Below are 16,892 nucleotides of genomic sequence, written 5' to 3' on the forward strand. Positions count from 1 at the left end.
AAGGCAGAAGAAAAGAATGCAACTGCAAAGCGTCTTTTAAGTATGGGATTATCTGTAGAGGATATTGCTAAGGCTACTTTACTTTCCATTGAGCAGGTTGAAGCAATTAAGGCGGAATGAATTTGATAAAGATTTTTTCTTACAGTAAAGGCGTTCTCCCGCAGGGGAGAACGCCTTTTGCAGTAAGAAATGCTATTGGAATACGTAATGCATCAGCATACTTTATACGTCCTTTAGACAGGCGTCCAGCGCTTGGGCAACGTCACTGCATTGCTCAAGGCTTGCTATCCAATTTTGTAAACGTAATGCCTTTGCTTCACCGTAAACAGGTACGGCAAGGCTCATAAACTTAGCGCAGAGCTCCTCCCAAGTCAGAGGATTTTCCGGATCTCCCTTAGGATAATCAACCTGCATTGTAAGAGTTTGTCCATTATGCAGCTGAATTTCTACTCTGGAAGCCAGCTTGGAAGCATCTGCTGCATGAAGCTGTTCCATAGCCTCATCACGGATAACCTCGATGCGCTGCATTAAATCCGTAAGCTCTTTGTTGTGGATACATTCCTCACTGAACTGCGCAATGCCTACTTCACCGAACTTCAGCATAGCAGCGGAGCAATATTGAATACTGAATTTGTCGCCGTAGGGAGTTTGCGGCTGAGGATTGTTGATCAGATAGTTGGTAATATCGTTGACGTACAGCTTAATTTTAGCGATATCCTTGGGCTGCAGGGAATGAGCCTTGCGCAGCTCCTGAATGGCGTAAAGTGCGGCATGGGCGTGCTTGCAGCAGGCGTAGGGCTTGAAGGAGTTGATGTCAATTTTCAGCTTGTCGGTGCTCATGCTTTCGGTAAGCTTTTCCAAATGCGGTTCTTTGACCATGGCACGGCAGAAGCCCTTTTCGCCTTCTAAAATTTCACTGGCTGCAGTAAAACCCTTCTGCGACAGATAAGCGCTGAGAACACCGCTGTAGGAAGCCTTGCCCGTGTGCAGCGGCTTGCTCATGGCACCCTCTTTTAAAAACTCCCACAGGCCTGCTGCCTGGGTACCGGCGCTGCCGTAACACATCAGTGTCTGCTGTGCGTCAAGACCGAGAGCGTTGGCGGCAGCAGCACCGGCGGCGATGGTGCCTGCGGTACCGGTAGTATGCCAAAAGAAGTAGGATTCCGGGATAACCGCTTCGCCTACGCGCCCGCTTGCTTCGTAGCCTGCACAAATTGCTGCGATGAGCTGCTTACCGCTTTTGTGTTCTGCCTCGCAGACAGCCAGCGCGGGAGAAACAACAACGCAGGCCGGATGGATAATAGACGGGTTATGCAGGTCATCGAAGTCCAGACTGTGGGAAGCAGCACTGTTGATAAAGGCTGAGTTCAGGGCACTGGCCTTTTTGGCGGGAAGGCTGCCGAAAATATTCGCCTGTGGTGCATCACCCTGCAGGATAACATCATGTATAATACGTACCGGTTTTTCCTGCGAACCGCGGATAGCAATTCCCAGCCAGTCCAGCAGACATTTTTTAGCCATTTCGATGCTGTGAGCAGAAAGCTTTTCGTAGCACAATTCTGCGGTAAATTTTGCTAATGCTTTAGTTGTCATTGTTAATACCTGCCTTTGCTTTAATTTTAACTATTGCCATGGTATTCGCTGAATGAAGTGTGAATACCTGCCTTCTTACTTTATTTTTTTCTTCGGGCGGTATTCTGAGATAAACAGACCAGTCATCGTCAATATAGTGCCGAGTGCCACCAGCAGGGTGATTTTTTCCTGCAGGACAATAGCCGAGGTAATTACGGTGATGACGGGCACCATATAAATATAAACGCTGGCCTTTACTGCCCCCAACTCCCTAACTGCCAAATTCCAGGTGACGAAGCAGAGTGCGGAAGCACCCAGTCCCAGAAAGACGATATTGAAAAGATAGGTAGTATTGGCGAAGCGCGCCAGGTTCAGTTCAAAATCCAGAAAACCGAGCGCCGGCAGCATAAAGAGAATGCCGTAGAAAAAGGTTCTGCGTGTAGCGAGGATAACAGGATAACCATAGCTGCTGATTTTTTTTGTCAGCAGAGCATAAAACGCCCACACGACGGCAGCCGAAATAGCCAGCAAATCACCCAGTGGATTGAGCTGCATGGCTGCACCGTTGAAGCTGATGCAGGCGATGCCTGCCATTACGATGAAAAAGCCGATGATGAACTGTTTGCTTAAGCTGCCGGCAGAATGCATAAAATAATGCGCCAGCAGCGCAGTAAAGAAAGGCGCTGTGCTGCCGATTACGCTAACGTTGGAGGCTTGCGTATAGGTCAGGGCGATGTTTTCCAAAAGGTAGTAGAGGCAGATGCCGCAAAGGCCTGCGGCCATAAAAACAGGCTCCTGCTTTTTATCTGTTTTCAGCATTTTAGGATAGGCCAGCCAAAGGGCGAAAAAGGCCATAATAAAGCGGAAAAAAAGGATTTCCAGCGGCTGAAAGCCGGTAAGTAAAACCTTGGTAGAAATAAAGGTCGTGCCCCAGGTAGCAATCGTAATGATGGCAGCAAGGTGACCGATGTAGCGAGTGTTTTGCATTTGCTTAGGAATCTCCGTTCTTTTAGTGCGCAGTAAAACGCACTCTATGATTTTAGCAGACTAAAATCCTGCTATGAACAAACTATCCCCTCTGCCGGTATGACAGAAGGGATAGGCTTTAAGTTTTTATTTTGTGTGCTTGTCTTCGGCAGCCTGCTTATTGGGGGCTGCTGCTGCGTATTTCGTCAGTGCAACCTTAGTGATGTGGAAGTCACCTACGGCAGCGGGGCCGTCGATACAGCCGTTGGAGCAGGCCATGCCTTCGATATAGCTACAGTCGAGCTTGCCTGCGGCAGCAGCCTTAACCGTATCACGGCATTTGTCCAGTCCGGAGCAGTATTGCGCATTATGTACCTCACCGCCCATAGCGGCAACCGTATCCTGTACGGCTGCGCTTACGCCGGCCGTCAGCGGGAAGCTCAGGCCAAGCTTGGAGGCATCGCGTTCATAAGCAGTATCACCGCTCATTTCCGCAAATTTGATATCCTTGCCCTCCAGCATGCACATAATCTCTTCAAAGGTCAGCACGTAGTTGATGGTTTCGCGGTGCTCGCGTGCTTCCACCTTTTTGGCGATGCAGGGACCGATGAACACAGTAACTGCGTAAGGATATTTTTCCTTAATCAGCTCAGCGCAGGTGAGCATGGGGGAGGGAGTGTCGGAAATCTTGTCCGCAGCCTCCGGCACCTGCGTTTTAATCAGCTTAACGAAGGCAGGGCAGCAGGAGCTGGTCATAAAGCCCTGCTTGGCAGGAACCTTCTCCAGATATTCCTCTGCCTCCTTAACGCTGGTGATATCGGCGCCAACGCCAACCTCTACAACCTCGGCGAAGCCTGCTTTTTGCAGTGCCTCGTAAATTTGCGCCATGGTAATCTTCAAACCGTATTGGCCTACGATAGAAGGTGCCACAAGGGCGATAACCTGCTTGCCCTGCTGGATTTCGCGGATAACGCGGATAATATTGCTGCGCTCGTCAATGGCGCCGAAGGGGCAGGCATTGCGGCAGGCACCGCAGGAAACACACTTTTCGTGGTCAATGACAGCCTTGCGGTTTTCACCGATGCTGATGGCACCGATGGCGCAGGCACGCACGCAGGGACGATGGATTTCGATAATCGCACCGTAGGGGCACATCTGCTTGCAGCGTCCGCATTCGATACATTTTGTTTTATCGATAAAGGCGCGGTCCTGAATAATACTGATAGCCTTTTTCGGGCAGTTATTCATGCATTTGTGGGTAATGCAGTGACGGCACATATCGGTAACGTAATAAGCATCAATCGGGCATTGGTCGCAGGCTGCGGGGAGCACGTCGATAATCGGCAAATCCGTGCGCTCCGGCTCGTTCAGCGTCAGCTTGGCAGCCTCGATGATATTGCTGGAGCACTCCTGGCCCAGCGCCATATCAATACGGTTTTTCAGTACGGCTCTTTCTTTATAAACACAGCAGCGGTAGCGCGGAGTATCCTCGCGTACCTCCTGCAGAATATCGTAGACGTGGTCAGCCAACTCGTTATTCCAGGTGTAGCGGGATAAATGCTCCAGCACCATGCGGCGCAGCTGCGCAACAGCGGTTAATTCCATAAGGGTTCCTCCTTGGCAATTAGTTATATTGCGGTTTGTATTGCATACTCTATACTGTACAATTCTTTACAGAACGCAAAAATCCTGCTGAAGAGTATACGTAACGGTTTTAATAATGTTAAATTTGGTATTTTTCTAAACAGTTATATAGATGCATCTGTCAAAAAATCTCTGATATTTTTATGGATAATACCATTACGGCTCATATCGAATTCGTCGAGTGAAAGCACATATTTCGGATAATTATCGGTAATTTCATTGTAAACACCGAACTCACGTTGAATAGTTTCTTCTGCAGCCAATAAGTACGTAACTTGAATATAAATTTTTTTATCCTGTTTTTCACAGATAAAATCAATTTCTTTGGTATCTACCTTGCCGATGCTCACCTTATAACCACGGCGTAAAAGCTCCAGATAAACGATATTTTCCAAAATGAGATTGATATCCTTCATGTTGCCGCCGAAGACTGCTTCGCGGATGCCATGGTCAGCGACATAATATTTTTCGTTGATAGCAAGCAGCTTTTTACCTTGTATATCCTGACGTTTTACCTGATAAAACAGAAAAGCATCGGTGCAGGCTTTAACGTAGTTGATAATGGTTTCTGTTGCCATACTGCGTCCTTCGCTTTTCAAATATTTAGAAAGGACATTTGCAGAAAAAATGGTACCGATATTTGCAGTTATGTAGGTAAGTATGCGTTCAAGCATGTCAACATCACGTATATTGTTGCGGCGTACAATATCTTTCAGTTCTACTGATGTATATACATCCTGTAAATATTGTTTGCAGGCAGCTTCGTTATATTGCAGGGCTGCCAAATATGGCATTCCTCCGAAGTGCAGGTATTTCTTGAAGCAGTCTGCTTCACTTGTATTAGGCTGTATAGTATTATATAGCTCAATAAATTCAGAAAATGAAAAAGGATAAATAACAAATTCTACATAGCGTCCTGCTAAATAAGTGGCTAATTCACCGGATAGGAGCTTGGCATTGGAACCGGTGATATAAATATCACAATTAAGCTCTATACGTAAGGAATTAATACATTTTTCCCAATCTTTTACCTCTTGGATTTCATCAAAGAAAAGATAAATTTTTCCTGTTAAAGCTTGGGTTTGGCTTATTATTTCATCATGAAGAGACTGGGCATTGCAAAGCCTGGCAAAGCTCATATTTTCAAAATTATAGGAAATAAGCTGTTGGGGAGTAACTCCTTGTTGTAACAGCTCTTGTTTTATAAGATCTAACATAACAGATTTACCGCAACGTCGGATACCTGTAAGTACTTTTACTAAATCACTGTTAATGAATGGGCGGATTTTTTTCATGTAAGATTCTCTTTGGATCATGTAAATCACCTCACTATCTATATAATATATCAGTTATATCTGAAATTCAAGACGAAAATCAAATTTCTATCAGATATAACTGAATTTTTTTGTGATTTTAGATTTTTATCAGTTATATCTGATAAAAATTCTTGCTGTTGTAGTCGAAAATAAGCATACTTTTTTAGTATACGCAGAAAAAAATAAAAAATTTTCCTCTTACCCCCTTTACAAATTCAAATCCTAGTATTATAATAAGCGCATAAAGCAACAACGTGGTTGTTGGGTCGAAAGGTCCAAACTTCGTGGTTGCTTTTTCTTTTATATCAGCGGTGAGAATTATAATTTATATCTTACCTATGATAAGTGCAACGAAGCACCGTAGCAGCGCAGGGCGCAGCTGACGGTGCTTTCTTATTTACAGAGCCAGAGAGAAGAAAATCTGTAAAGCACAAAAAATGTAATTCAAATGAGGGGCTTACACTTCGTAAACCCAAGGAAATTCTCAGAGAGAAATTAGGGAGGTTTTAAAATGAATGATGTACCGAAACTGTTTGGCAGCTTAGTTTTTAACGAAAGCGTTATGAAGGACCGTCTGCCGACTGCAACCTATAAGGCATATAAGGCAGCAGTGCTGGCAGGCACTCCGCTGAATCTGGAAATTGCTAATATCATCGCCAATGCTATGAAGGACTGGGCTCTGGAGCATGGCTGCACTCATTTCACCCATTGGTTCCAACCGATGACCGGCATCACCGCTGAAAAGCATGAAAGCTTCATTTCTCCTACTGCTGAAGGCCGTGTAATCATGGACTTCTCCGGCAAAGAGCTGATTCAGGGCGAGCCTGATGCTTCCAGCTTCCCGTCCGGCGGCTTGCGTGCAACCTTCGAAGCCCGCGGCTATACAGCATGGGACCCGACCTCCTATGCATTTATCAAAGATAACTGCCTGTGCATTCCTACAGCCTTCTGCTCCTACACCGGCGAAGTGCTGGATAAAAAGACTCCGCTGCTGCGTTCCATGAATGCAGCCAGCAAAGCAGCCTGCAAGCTGCTGAAGCTGTTCGGCATTGATACTATCCGCGTCAACAGTACTGTTGGTCCGGAACAGGAATATTTCCTCGTAGATAAAAAAATGTGGGAAAAACGTAAAGACCTGGTTTACACCGGCCGTACCCTTTTCGGTGCGAAATCTCCGCGTGGCCAGGAACTGGACGACCACTACTTCGGCATTATCAAACAAAGAGTACTTTCCTTCATGAAGGATTTAGACGAGGAACTGTGGAAACTGGGCGTACTTGCTAAAACCGAGCATAACGAGGTTGCTCCGGCACAGCACGAGCTGGCACCTATCTTCACAACTACCAACGTAGCATCTGACCATAACCAGCTGATGATGGAGTTCATGAAACGTGTTGCTTTGCGCCATGGTCTTGTTTGCCTGCTGCATGAAAAACCTTTTGATGGTGTAAACGGCAGCGGTAAGCATAACAACTGGTCCTTATCTACGGAAGAAGGTCTTAACCTGCTGGATCCCGGCAAGGAGCCGTACAAAAACCTGCGCTTCCTGACCTTCCTGGCAGCAATTATCAAGGCTGTTGATGAATATCAGGATCTGCTGCGTGTATCTGTTGCCAGCGCCGGCAATGACCATCGTCTGGGCGCTAACGAAGCTCCTCCGGCTATCGTATCCATGTTCCTTGGCACTGAGCTGACTGCAGTTCTCGAAGCTATTGCAGCTGACAAGGTTTACAACGGCAACCCGGAAAGCTACATTAAAGTAAGCGACGATACCATTCCTGCTCTTGTTAAGGATAACACCGACAGAAACAGAACCTCTCCCTTCGCCTTCACCGGCAATAAATTTGAATTCCGTATGCTGGGCAGCATGTTCTCCATCGCCGGCCCCAACATCGTACTGAACACCATCGTTGCCGAAGAGCTGGATGAATTTGCTGATAAGCTGGCAGATGCTCCTGATCTGGAAGCAGCAGTATATGATTTGGTTAAAGAAACCTATAAAGCTCATAAACGCATTGTCTTCAATGGCAACGGTTATACCGATGCATGGGTTGAGGAAGCAGCCAAACGCGGTCTGCTGAACCTTAAATCTACTCCGGAGGCTTTGCCGTATCTGGGACATGCAAAGAACATCGAGCTGTTCGAAAAACATAACATCTTCACAAAAGCCGAGGTTGAATCCCGTGTAGAAATCCTGCTGGAGAACTACAGCACCACGATTTCTATCGAAGCAGCAACCATGCTGGATATGTTCCATAAGGACATCCTCCCAGCAGTTACCGCTTATACCGAAGATTTGACCAAAGCAGTACTGGATAAAAAGGCTGTCGGTGTCAGCGCAGGCTTTGAAGGCGCACTTGCCGATAAGCTGAGCAAGCTGGGCGGAGAAATGTATGCATCCTCCCTGAAGCTGGAAGATGGCTTGAAGGAAGCAGCAGAAATCGGCGATAGCGAGAAGCAGGCTCTGTACTATCACGATACCGTTCTTGAAGAAATGGGCAAGCTGAGAAGTGCTGTTGATGCTGCCGAAGCTTTGACCGGTGGTAAGTATCTCGACTATCCGACTTATGGTGAGTTGTTGTTTGGTGTAAATGAGTAAGCTGCAGTTGCCTTCTCGACAGCCTTGAGTAAGGTGTGTTAAGATAAAATAATATATATAAACTCATACACAATGGGGTGTATCCGAAAAATCGGGTACGCCCCTTTTTCTTTAGCTAATGCCATGTGAGCGCTGCTCAATGACACGTTAAAAAATATTATAATTTGAGGGGTGTTTACAAATGGACAAATATGTATCTGCCGATACTATATGGGTGCTGATAGGTGCCTTCTTGGTATTTTCTATGCAGCCGGGCTTCGCAATGGTTGAAACAGGCTTTACCAGAGCTAAAAATGCCGGCAACATCGTCATGAAAAATGTCATGGATATGTGCCTCGGCTCCATCGTTTTCTGGGTTCTGGGCTTTGGCCTGATGTTTGGTACCGATATCGGCGGCTTCATCGGCACGCCGGACTTCTTTGTAAAAGGTGATTACGGTGCCAGCTATCCAAGCACTGCGTACTTTATCTTCCAGACGATGTTCTGTGCTACCGCAGCAACCATTGTTTCCGGTGCTATGGCAGAACGTACCAACTTTCTGGTTTATTGCATTTACAGCGTATTAATCAGCGCTATTATTTACCCGATTAGCGGTCACTGGATTTGGGGCGGCGGCTGGCTCGCACAGATGGGCTTCCATGATTTTGCCGGTTCTACTGCCGTTCATATGGTAGGCGGTGTTGCTTCTCTTGTCGGTGCCAAGATGATTGGCGCGCGTATCGGCAAATACAATGCCGACGGTACGGTAAACGCTATTCCCGGTCACAGCATTCCGCTTGGTGCCTTGGGCGTTTTCCTTCTCTGGTTCGGCTGGTTCGGTTTCAACGGTGCTTCCACCGTCTGCGCAACCGGTGATGACGCCTTGGTTTCCATGGGTGCCATCTTTATTACTACTAACATGGCTGCAGCAGCTGCTGCTACCGCAACTATGATTTACACCTGGATTCGTTACGGCAAGCCTGATGTTTCCATGACACTGAACGGCGTGCTTGCAGGTTTGGTAGCAATTACCGCAGGCTGCGATATGGTAAGCCCGGCCGGCGCTTTAATCATCGGCCTGATTGCCGGTGTGCTGGTAGTTGCTGCTGTTGAATTCTTCGACCAGAAGCTGAAGATTGATGATCCTGTCGGTGCAATTTCTGTTCACGGTGTCTGCGGTGCCTTCGGTACTATCGCAACCGGTCTCTTCGCTCTTGACGGCGGCCTCTTCTATGGCGGCGGTACTGACTTTCTGGTAAAACAAATTCTCGGCGTTGTAGTTGTAGCAATCTATGTTGCGATTACGATGACGATTATCTTTAAAGTTCTTGATAAGCTCTTCGGCCTGCGTGTTAAGGAATCCGAAGAAATCAAAGGCCTGGATATGGAAGAGCATGGTCTGCTCAGCAGCTATGCCGACTTTATGCAAACTCCGTTGGAGGCACAGACCTCTGTTACTACTACTTATGTTACTCCGGTCAAGGAAACTGCAGCTAAGCCTGCAGGTGCAGTAAAGATGAGCAAGGTTGTTATTATCACCTCGCAAAATCGTTTCGAAGCATTGAAGAATGCTTTGGATAAGCTGGGAATTACCGGCATGACTGTTACCAAGGTTCTGGGCTATGGCATTCAGAAGGGCTCCACGGAAATGTATCGTGGTGCTGAGGTTGCTGCACACCTGCTGCCGAAGGTAAAGGTTGAAATGATTGTTTCCGCAATTCCTGTTGCAGCAGTAGTCAATGTTGCTAAGCAGGTTCTGTATACCGGCAAATACGGCGATGGCAAAATCTTCATCTATGATGTTGAGGATGTTGTTAAGATTCGTACCGGTGAAACAGGCTATGATGCTCTGCAGGATTATCCTATTGAGGAAAAATAATTTGCTTCTCCCTAATCAAACTCCCTAATAAAACAGGAAGGCGCTCGATGTCTTGCGTAATGCAGGCTAAGAGCGCTTTTCTGTGTGTTGGGGGAGAATGCTTTTATAATCTTATTATGGCGAAAAAACTTGCAAAACTGCATTGTTTAGGCCAAAATAAGATTGAATCGTATTTTAGTCGGATTGGAGTGAATGCTATGAATAAAAACGTTGCTTTATATAATGAGATGATAGCTTTTTTTGCCGGAGATGCACGCCGCTGCCAGCATTTTATCAAGGTTGCCAGCCTGGCCAAGCAGCTGGCTGAGAGCGAGGCTGCTGATGCAGAGCTGACAGAGCTTGTGGAGGCGGCCGGTCTTGTGCATGACTGCGGTATTAAACCCGGCGAGGCCAAGTATGGTGCCGGTCACTGCACAGGCAAAATTCAGGAGCAGGAAGGACCTGCGGTAGCACGCAAACTTTTGCAAAAGGTTGGCTATGCCCCTGAAAAAATTGAACGCATCTGCTATCTTGTCGGTCATCACCATACGTATAATATCATTGACGGTCTTGATTATCAGTTGCTTGTGGAAGCTGATTTTATAGTAAATTTTTATGAGGACGGTACGTCGAAGGAGAATATTGCCAAGGCTGTGGAGCGGATTTTTAAAACAGAGAGCGGAATAAAGCTGGTAAAGACTATGTTCGGTCTTTGATATACAATGCTGTGGCTTGCTGGTCACAGCATTTTTCTTGCTATTTTGCCTCATGCTTGCTAAAATAAACAGGATTAGGTTATTTTTTGGAGGCATAGAATATGAAGGAAATTTATGATTTAGCAGAACAATATCATAACGAGGGCAATAACTGCGTAGAATCCGTAGTTAAGGCGTGCAATGACGGCTTAAAGCTGGGCCTGCCGGATGTAGCAATCCGCATGGTGTCCGGCATGGGCGGTGGTATCGGACGCAGCGGCTGCGTGTGCGGCGCGCTGAGCGGTTCCTGCCTGGTTATCAGCTCTATCGTGGGCAGATTGGACCCGTCTGAAAAACATCAGACAGAGGTCTATAAATATACGCATGAGTTTTATGAGCGCTTTACCAAGCATTTCGGTGCTTCCTGCTGCAGAGCGCTGAACCGTCTGAGCTTCGGCACACCGGAATACAGAACTAAATGTATTAAGATTACTGCCGAAGCGGCAGACATGGTATCCGATTATCTGCAGGAAAAGGGACTGGTAAAATAAGCATTGGCTGCGAAGCTGACAGAAGGACTGATGGAGGTCAGGCTGATGGAAAAAACTGAGTTGAAGAACATTGTAATTTTAGCAACCGGCGGCACTATTGCCGGCAAGGCTGCTTCCGGTACCCAGATGACTGGCTATACTGCCGGTGCCTACAGCGTTGCCGATTTGCTGGCAGGTGTGCCTGAACTGGGCGAGCTGGCTCATATCAGCGGCGAGCAGCTGTGCAATATCGACAGCAGCAGTATTACCGATGCGTTGCTGCTGCGTCTGGCGCAGCGTTGCAATGAGCTGCTGGCGCAGAATGATGTCGACGGTGTTGTTATTACCCATGGTACCGATACTATGGAAGAAACGGCCTTCTTCTTGAACCTGACGGTAAAGAGTGCTAAGCCGGTGGTACTCGTGGGCGCAATGCGTCCTGCCACCGCAGTCAGTGCCGACGGACCTTTGAATATTATCAACGCTGTTAAGGTAGCTGTGGATGCTGCAAGCGCCGGACAGGGCGTGCTGGTGATGATGAACGATGAAATCTACAGCGGGCGTGACGTGACCAAGACAAACACGGCGAATGTGGCAACCTTCAAGGCAACGAACGGTGGTCCTTTAGGCTTTATCGTTGGCGGTGAGGTGCATTACTACTACCGCAGCGTGCGTCCGCACACACTGCAGAGCGAATTTGACGTAAGCGGTGTTACTGCTTTGCCGCGCGTGGATATCATTTACACGCATATCGGCGAGGACTGCGTATTTGTGGATGCAGCACTGGCAGCAGGCGCGCGTGGCCTTATCTACGCCGGCAGTGGCATGGGCAGTATTCATGAGGCTGTGGAAGCGGCGCTGGCGGAGGCTGTCGGCCGCGGCGTTGTCGTTGTGCGCAGCAGCCGCACCGGCAGCGGCATTGTTGCCGCCGGCTTGGAACGTTGGCAGGAGCAGGGCTTCCTGTATGCGGATAACCTTAATCCGCAAAAGGCACGCCTTTTGCTGCAGCTGGCACTTTTGCGGACGCAGGAGCGCAGCGAGGTGCAGGAGATTTTCAGCCGTTATTAAAAGATAAACAGCATAAAAAGCAAAAAAGCTATCAGCGGGCAAAGCCCGGTGATAGCTTTTTTTATGCGCTTTAAAATTTTACCATCTTCTGTAACCGTTATGGTGTTTGGCACGCTCTGCCTGACGGGCAGCGCGCTCTGCTTCGTAAACCTCGCGGGCAGCGAAGAAATCCTCCAGCTTCCAGCCACGGTTAAACATTTCAATCAGCAGCTTGCCGGTGTTGTTGGCATCGTCAAAGGCGGTGTGCCACAGGCCGGCGGTGTTGACCTCCTGTTCCTCGGTGGCCTTTTTCAGACCGGTGGTGTAATCATCACCCTTCCACAGGCGGTAGGCCAGCGCCAAATCAAGATAGTCCTCGTATTTTACGGGGTTTTCGATTTTATGACGCTCGCAGCCTGTCTGCAGTACCTTGTAATCCTCGGTTCCCCAAGCTACAAAGTAGGTTTCGCCGATTTCATACAGCGCTGCCAGCTCCTGCACCATGGCAGGAAATTCAATGGCCTGCTGCATATCCTTAGCGGTAATCATGCAAAAATCCATAGAATCCTTGGCCTGCTTAGGATAAAAATGTGGTTTAACAAAGCTCTGGATGCGTCCGCAGTCGGTGAGCGGTTCGCCGTCCAGCTTCACTGCGCCGATTTCGATAATCTCGGAAAAGAAGCCGCGCGGACGGCCGACAGGGCGCTCGTAGGTAGTAAATTCAAAATCAACGACTAAAAATTTCTTCATTGCAATTCCTTCTTACACTAAAGCATAGCCTGCTGCTCAGTGCTTTTTACCGCAGCATTTTTTATACTTTTTGCCGCTGCCGCAGGGACAGGGATCGTTAGGATAAACCTTTTTCGCTTTGGCACCTACACGGGTATTTTGCTGAGCTGCCTGCTGTGCGTCACGCAGCAGCTTGATAGTTTCGTTAGGAGTGTGGCCACCGAGGCAGAACATACGGGTAGCATTGTTGCGGGCGTTCTGCAGCAGTACGGAAAGTCTGCCGAGATGGCTGTAATTGTTCCAGGCGGGAATATTAGCCTGCAGCTTCTGAATCAGCTCAGAGGTGTTACCATCAGTATTGGAGTTTTCAAATTCATAGATGTACTGGCACCAGTAATGTGCATCCAGTGCCGCAACATTCAGCTCTTGAGTGAAGAAGTCATGCAGATCCTGATATGCGGTAGTAGATTGCATATAACCGTAGTGGGAAAGCATGGTGATTTCCTTTACGGTAGGCAGGTACAGGCCGAAGGGCTTTCTGCCTTGCTCCAGTCTGGTGTAGAAGTCATCGCTGTCATTTTTCTTGAGCAGGATGCGGCCATCTTTAATTGCGCAGGGGTTAAAGTTGCTCGGAACCTCGGCCAGCAGCTGCGGCAGAGTTTCCGGAGTAAGCTCAAAGCCTGCTTTTTGATTATACATTTCGCAGAAAAATTCCACCGGCAGGATAAGGTGCAGGCTGGACATAGCGGTGATGCAGTCCAAAAGCCATGCCAGCTGTTGGCGGTGAGCCTGAAAATCTGCGGTGTTGATTTTTTTGTAGACGGTGCGTGCTTCCTTTACTGCTTCAAAGCAGTCGTCGGGATAGGAAACAATGTAGCCCATAGAAATAAAGGGCAACAGCAGTGCATATTCACTGTAGGTAGGATGGAAGCATTTTTTCTCCATGGCTGCTTCGAAGGCCTGAATGTTTTCGTCCGGCATAATAGCAAAGCGTTTTGCTGCAATTTCCGGCTTTTGCATTTCTGTGCAGATTTTTTCTGCCAGCTCGTCCTTTTTGAGCTTGCTGTAGGTGATGCAGAGCTGACGCGCTGCAAAAATTAATTTATCCTTAGTGAAGGCTTTTAAGTAATCCAGCAATACAGGTTTACGGGATGGTTGATTCTTGGTTTTGGTTGTACTTGCAGACATATTGATAGAAAATCTCCTTCTTTGTAATCTTACGTATCTCTTAATTATAAATAAAAACAGGAAATATAGCAAGTGAGGAAATTCACTATACAGTTTATTATACGCTTTTCGGCGGTTAAATTTATTTTTCAGCCTCTACTTGCTGGCGACGCATAGCGGGAATAAGGAAAAAGGCACAGTAAATAAAGGAAAGCAGCACAAGCGCGCCGCCACCGAAGCCTATATAAGCGATGGAAGCATGCGTGCAGATAAGTCCGCCCAGATAGCTGCCGCTGCCGATACCAAGATTATAAATGCCGGAGTAAATAGACATAGCTACAGCGGAGGTGCTCATAGTAGTTGTGCGCAAAAGCTCTGCCTGGCCTACAACGTTGAAAGCCGTAACGAAGATGCCCCAGATTGCACAGAGCAGCACCAGCAGATAATGATTGAAGCTTACGGGGTAGAGCAGCAGCAAAACAACTGCAACGCCAAGTACGGTGATGCGGAAGAAGTGATAGCGGCATTTATCGTACCATTTGGAAAAGGCTGCGCTGCCCAAAAGTCCGGCAGCACCGAAAATAACCAAGGTGATGGTTATCCAGGCATCATCCATCAGCGCAATCTGCTTCAGGTAAGGCTCGATATAGCTGTAGGCGGTATAATAGCCGGTGGGGAGCAAAAAGGACATCATATAGAGGCCGATGAGCACAGGATTTTTCAGCATTACCGGCAACTGCGAAAGCGTAAACGGTTCGCTTTTTTCTAGCTTGGGGAAGACGAAGAACATATAGGCCAATACGATGAAGGCCAAAACGGCGATGCACATAAAGGCCATGCGCCAGCCTACGTAAAGGCCGATGATACGTCCTAATGGCAGGCCGACGATGATGGCGATGGCCGTACCGGTGACAATCATACTCATAGCCAGTGCTTTAAAGGGATCTTTGACAAGACGCACGGCGATAGGCGAGGCGACTGACCAGAAAATGGAGTGGGCGAAGGCTACGCCGATACGCGAAAGCAGCAGCGTCCAAAAGCCGGTGGCAAAGGCAGAGGCTACATGCGATACGGCGAACAGGCTGATGGTTGCCAGCAAAAGCTTGCGCAGCGGATAGCGGGAAGCGGCAATCATCAGCGGCAGGCTCATGAGCATTACGACGTAGGCATAAATGGTAATCAGCATGCCTGCCTGCGCTTCCGTCATGCGGAAATCTGAGGCGATATCCGTTAAAAGGCCTATGGGCATAAATTCCGAAGTGTTAAAAATAAAGGCGGAAATGGTCATGCCGATTAACGGCAGCCATTCGCGGGTAGTTATTTTGTTTTCCATATATATAAAGCACCTGACTTTCATTCTATAAAATTGCGGTGTATATTATAGCACAGCATATTTGTGTGCTACAAGCAAAAAGATTGTAAATTATTGGCGTGGGGGATGTTGCGGAGTTTTTTTTTTGAAAAGGGCTGTCGTTAAGGGGCAAAAACAGTAAAGGCGTTCTACTTAAGTACGGTAGAACGCCTTGGAAATCTTTTATGCTTCTTTTACTTTGCTGTCGCCAGCATCAGCTTAATGCGGTTTTCCTGATTGACGCGGGCAGCGCTGGCATCGTAGTCCAGTGCCAGAATATTGGCCTCTTCGGCAATCTCCTTGATTTTGTTAATCATGCCTCGGCCTGCGATGTGGTTAGGCAGGCAACCGAAGGGCTGAGCGCAGATGATATTGGTGTAGCCGCTGTGCACCAGCTCCAGCATTTCGGCAGTCAGCAGCCAGCCTTCGCCCATATTGTTGCCGTAGCCGATAACGCCCTTGGCCATAGCCTTGGTTTCCTCATAGGTGGCGGGGGCGCTGAAGGGAGCGATACTGAGAGCCTGGTGCAGGATGCCTTCCATATATTTTAAATACCACATAGCGCCCTTGTTGACGCTGTATTTGAGCAGACTGCCGCCGTAAAGCTTATAGTCTGTAAGATAAGTATCAACACAGTACATGATGAAATTCATCAGACCGGGCAGCATATATTCGCAGTTCTGACGCTGCAGGAAGGCTTCCAGATTGTTGTTGCCTAAAGCGGCATATTTGATGTAGATTTCACCGACAATACCGACCTTAGTTTTCTCCTTGTTGGTGATAGGCAAATCCGCAAATTCGTGCGCAATAGCCTTAGTAAGCTGCTTGATGGTACCTAAAGCCTGCGCCTTGCCACTCTTGAAGGCTTCGCTTAAGCGTGCCAGCCATTTTTGCGCCAGTCTGTCGGCAGCGCCGTGTACAACTTCGTAGGGACGTGTTTTATTCGTCAGGTACATCAGGGTATCGCCGTAAACAACGGCAGCCAAGAACTTATGCACCATGGATGCGTCCAGATGGAAGCCGGGCTGCTGCTCCAGACCGTTGACGTTGAGGCTGATGACAGGGATGTGCGTAAGGCCGGCTTTTTCCAAAGCCTTGCGCAGCAGATAGATATAGTTGGAGGCACGGCAGCCGCCGCCTGTTTGAGTGATAATCAGCGCGGTGTGCTCCAAATCATATTTGCCGCTTTCCAGAGCGTTTATCAGCTGGCCGATAACCAGCAGTGCCGGATAGCAGATATCATTATTGACGTATTTCAGACCGGTTTCGATTACCTCGCGCCCGGTGTTGTGCAGAACCTCGGCTTTGTAGCCACAGCTTACGAGTGCTGCCTGCAGCAGTGAAAAATGCATAGGCAGCATGCCGGGTATAAGTATAGTATGCGTTTTTTTCATATCCTCCGTGAAGGGGGTAAACTTAACGTTAGCTGCTGGTAGCAT

At 47.9% G+C, this 16,892-nt stretch carries 13 protein-coding genes; 5 read left to right on the forward strand and 8 right to left on the reverse strand.

Annotated elements, in window-relative coordinates:
* Positions 1 to 222: 222 nt before the first annotated feature.
* The 4 genes from Q7Q81_RS06510 to Q7Q81_RS06525 all read right to left on the reverse strand — a co-directional run bounded on the left by Q7Q81_RS06510 (position 223) and on the right by Q7Q81_RS06525 (position 5,498).
* On the reverse strand, positions 223 to 1,593 hold the full coding sequence (locus Q7Q81_RS06510) for an MmgE/PrpD family protein (RefSeq protein WP_304274612.1): 1,371 nt from the start codon (positions 1,591 to 1,593) through the stop codon (positions 223 to 225).
* Between the two features lie 75 nt (positions 1,594 to 1,668).
* Entirely contained in the window at positions 1,669 to 2,559 is an 891-nt protein-coding gene (locus Q7Q81_RS06515) for a DMT family transporter (RefSeq protein WP_304274615.1), read from the reverse strand.
* Between the two features lie 126 nt (positions 2,560 to 2,685).
* Entirely contained in the window at positions 2,686 to 4,143 is a 1,458-nt protein-coding gene (locus Q7Q81_RS06520; protein ID WP_304274619.1) for a monomeric [FeFe] hydrogenase, read from the reverse strand.
* A 143-nt stretch (positions 4,144 to 4,286) separates the two neighbouring features.
* Positions 4,287 to 5,498, reverse strand: a complete 1,212-nt coding sequence (locus tag Q7Q81_RS06525; RefSeq protein ID WP_368502117.1) for an ATP-binding protein — start codon at positions 5,496 to 5,498, stop codon at positions 4,287 to 4,289.
* Positions 5,499 to 6,009: 511 nt separating this feature from the next.
* On the opposite strand from Q7Q81_RS06525, the gene Q7Q81_RS06530 reads away from it, so the two are divergent.
* The 5 genes from Q7Q81_RS06530 (at position 6,010) to Q7Q81_RS06555 (ending at position 12,227) form a co-directional block, all read left to right on the forward strand.
* Complete coding sequence (locus Q7Q81_RS06530; RefSeq protein ID WP_304274625.1) at positions 6,010 to 8,097, forward strand: glutamine synthetase III family protein; 2,088 nt, start codon at positions 6,010 to 6,012, stop codon at positions 8,095 to 8,097.
* A gap of 181 nt (positions 8,098 to 8,278) precedes the next feature.
* A complete protein-coding gene (locus tag Q7Q81_RS06535; protein WP_337609117.1) occupies positions 8,279 to 9,955 on the forward strand; it encodes an ammonium transporter in 1,677 nt (558 codons plus the stop codon).
* 197 nt (positions 9,956 to 10,152) lie between these two features.
* A complete protein-coding gene (locus Q7Q81_RS06545) occupies positions 10,153 to 10,650 on the forward strand; it encodes an HD domain-containing protein (protein WP_304274628.1) in 498 nt (165 codons plus the stop codon).
* A 101-nt stretch (positions 10,651 to 10,751) separates the two neighbouring features.
* Positions 10,752 to 11,180 carry a C-GCAxxG-C-C family (seleno)protein gene (locus tag Q7Q81_RS06550; RefSeq protein ID WP_210685372.1) on the forward strand — a complete coding sequence of 143 codons (429 nt, stop codon included), beginning with the start codon at positions 10,752 to 10,754 and terminating at the stop codon, positions 11,178 to 11,180.
* A 3-nt stretch (positions 11,181 to 11,183) separates the two neighbouring features.
* Complete coding sequence (locus tag Q7Q81_RS06555) at positions 11,184 to 12,227, forward strand: type II asparaginase (protein WP_304274630.1); 1,044 nt, start codon at positions 11,184 to 11,186, stop codon at positions 12,225 to 12,227.
* Positions 12,228 to 12,305: 78 nt separating this feature from the next.
* On the opposite strand, the gene Q7Q81_RS06560 is transcribed toward Q7Q81_RS06555, so the two are convergent.
* The 4 genes from Q7Q81_RS06560 to Q7Q81_RS06575 all read right to left on the reverse strand — a co-directional run bounded on the left by Q7Q81_RS06560 (position 12,306) and on the right by Q7Q81_RS06575 (position 16,892).
* Positions 12,306 to 12,956 carry an exonuclease domain-containing protein gene (locus Q7Q81_RS06560; RefSeq protein ID WP_304274633.1) on the reverse strand — a complete coding sequence of 217 codons (651 nt, stop codon included), beginning with the start codon at positions 12,954 to 12,956 and terminating at the stop codon, positions 12,306 to 12,308.
* 36 nt (positions 12,957 to 12,992) lie between these two features.
* Complete coding sequence (locus Q7Q81_RS06565) at positions 12,993 to 14,123, reverse strand: SEC-C metal-binding domain-containing protein (RefSeq protein WP_304274635.1); 1,131 nt, start codon at positions 14,121 to 14,123, stop codon at positions 12,993 to 12,995.
* Positions 14,124 to 14,244: 121 nt separating this feature from the next.
* A complete protein-coding gene (locus Q7Q81_RS06570) occupies positions 14,245 to 15,435 on the reverse strand; it encodes an MFS transporter (RefSeq protein WP_304274638.1) in 1,191 nt (396 codons plus the stop codon).
* A 212-nt stretch (positions 15,436 to 15,647) separates the two neighbouring features.
* Positions 15,648 to 16,892: a 2-hydroxyacyl-CoA dehydratase gene (locus Q7Q81_RS06575; RefSeq protein WP_021719159.1), complete on the reverse strand. Its 1,245-nt coding sequence runs from the start codon at positions 16,890 to 16,892 to the stop codon at positions 15,648 to 15,650.

The sequence above is a fragment of the Phascolarctobacterium succinatutens genome (genome assembly GCF_958453765.1).
In the GTDB taxonomy this organism is placed as follows: Bacteria; Bacillota; Negativicutes; order Acidaminococcales; family Acidaminococcaceae; genus Phascolarctobacterium_A; species Phascolarctobacterium_A succinatutens_B.

Excerpts from the sequence above, each read along its gene's own strand:
- Q7Q81_RS06510 (WP_304274612.1), bottom strand. The coding sequence starts at position 1,593 with ATGACAACTAAAGCATTAGCAAAATTTACCGCAGAATTGTGCTACGAA.
- Q7Q81_RS06515 (WP_304274615.1), bottom strand. The coding sequence starts at position 2,559 with ATGCAAAACACTCGCTACATCGGTCACCTTGCTGCCATCATTACGATT.
- Q7Q81_RS06520 (WP_304274619.1), bottom strand. The coding sequence starts at position 4,143 with ATGGAATTAACCGCTGTTGCGCAGCTGCGCCGCATGGTGCTGGAGCAT.
- Q7Q81_RS06525 (WP_368502117.1), bottom strand. The coding sequence starts at position 5,498 with ATGATCCAAAGAGAATCTTACATGAAAAAAATCCGCCCATTCATTAAC.
- Q7Q81_RS06530 (WP_304274625.1), top strand. The coding sequence starts at position 6,010 with ATGAATGATGTACCGAAACTGTTTGGCAGCTTAGTTTTTAACGAAAGC.
- Q7Q81_RS06535 (WP_337609117.1), top strand. The coding sequence starts at position 8,279 with ATGGACAAATATGTATCTGCCGATACTATATGGGTGCTGATAGGTGCC.
- Q7Q81_RS06545 (WP_304274628.1), top strand. The coding sequence starts at position 10,153 with ATGAATAAAAACGTTGCTTTATATAATGAGATGATAGCTTTTTTTGCC.
- Q7Q81_RS06550 (WP_210685372.1), top strand. The coding sequence starts at position 10,752 with ATGAAGGAAATTTATGATTTAGCAGAACAATATCATAACGAGGGCAAT.
- Q7Q81_RS06560 (WP_304274633.1), bottom strand. The coding sequence starts at position 12,956 with ATGAAGAAATTTTTAGTCGTTGATTTTGAATTTACTACCTACGAGCGC.
- Q7Q81_RS06565 (WP_304274635.1), bottom strand. The coding sequence starts at position 14,123 with ATGTCTGCAAGTACAACCAAAACCAAGAATCAACCATCCCGTAAACCT.
- Q7Q81_RS06570 (WP_304274638.1), bottom strand. The coding sequence starts at position 15,435 with ATGGAAAACAAAATAACTACCCGCGAATGGCTGCCGTTAATCGGCATG.
- Q7Q81_RS06575 (WP_021719159.1), bottom strand. The coding sequence starts at position 16,892 with ATGCTACCAGCAGCTAACGTTAAGTTTACCCCCTTCACGGAGGATATG.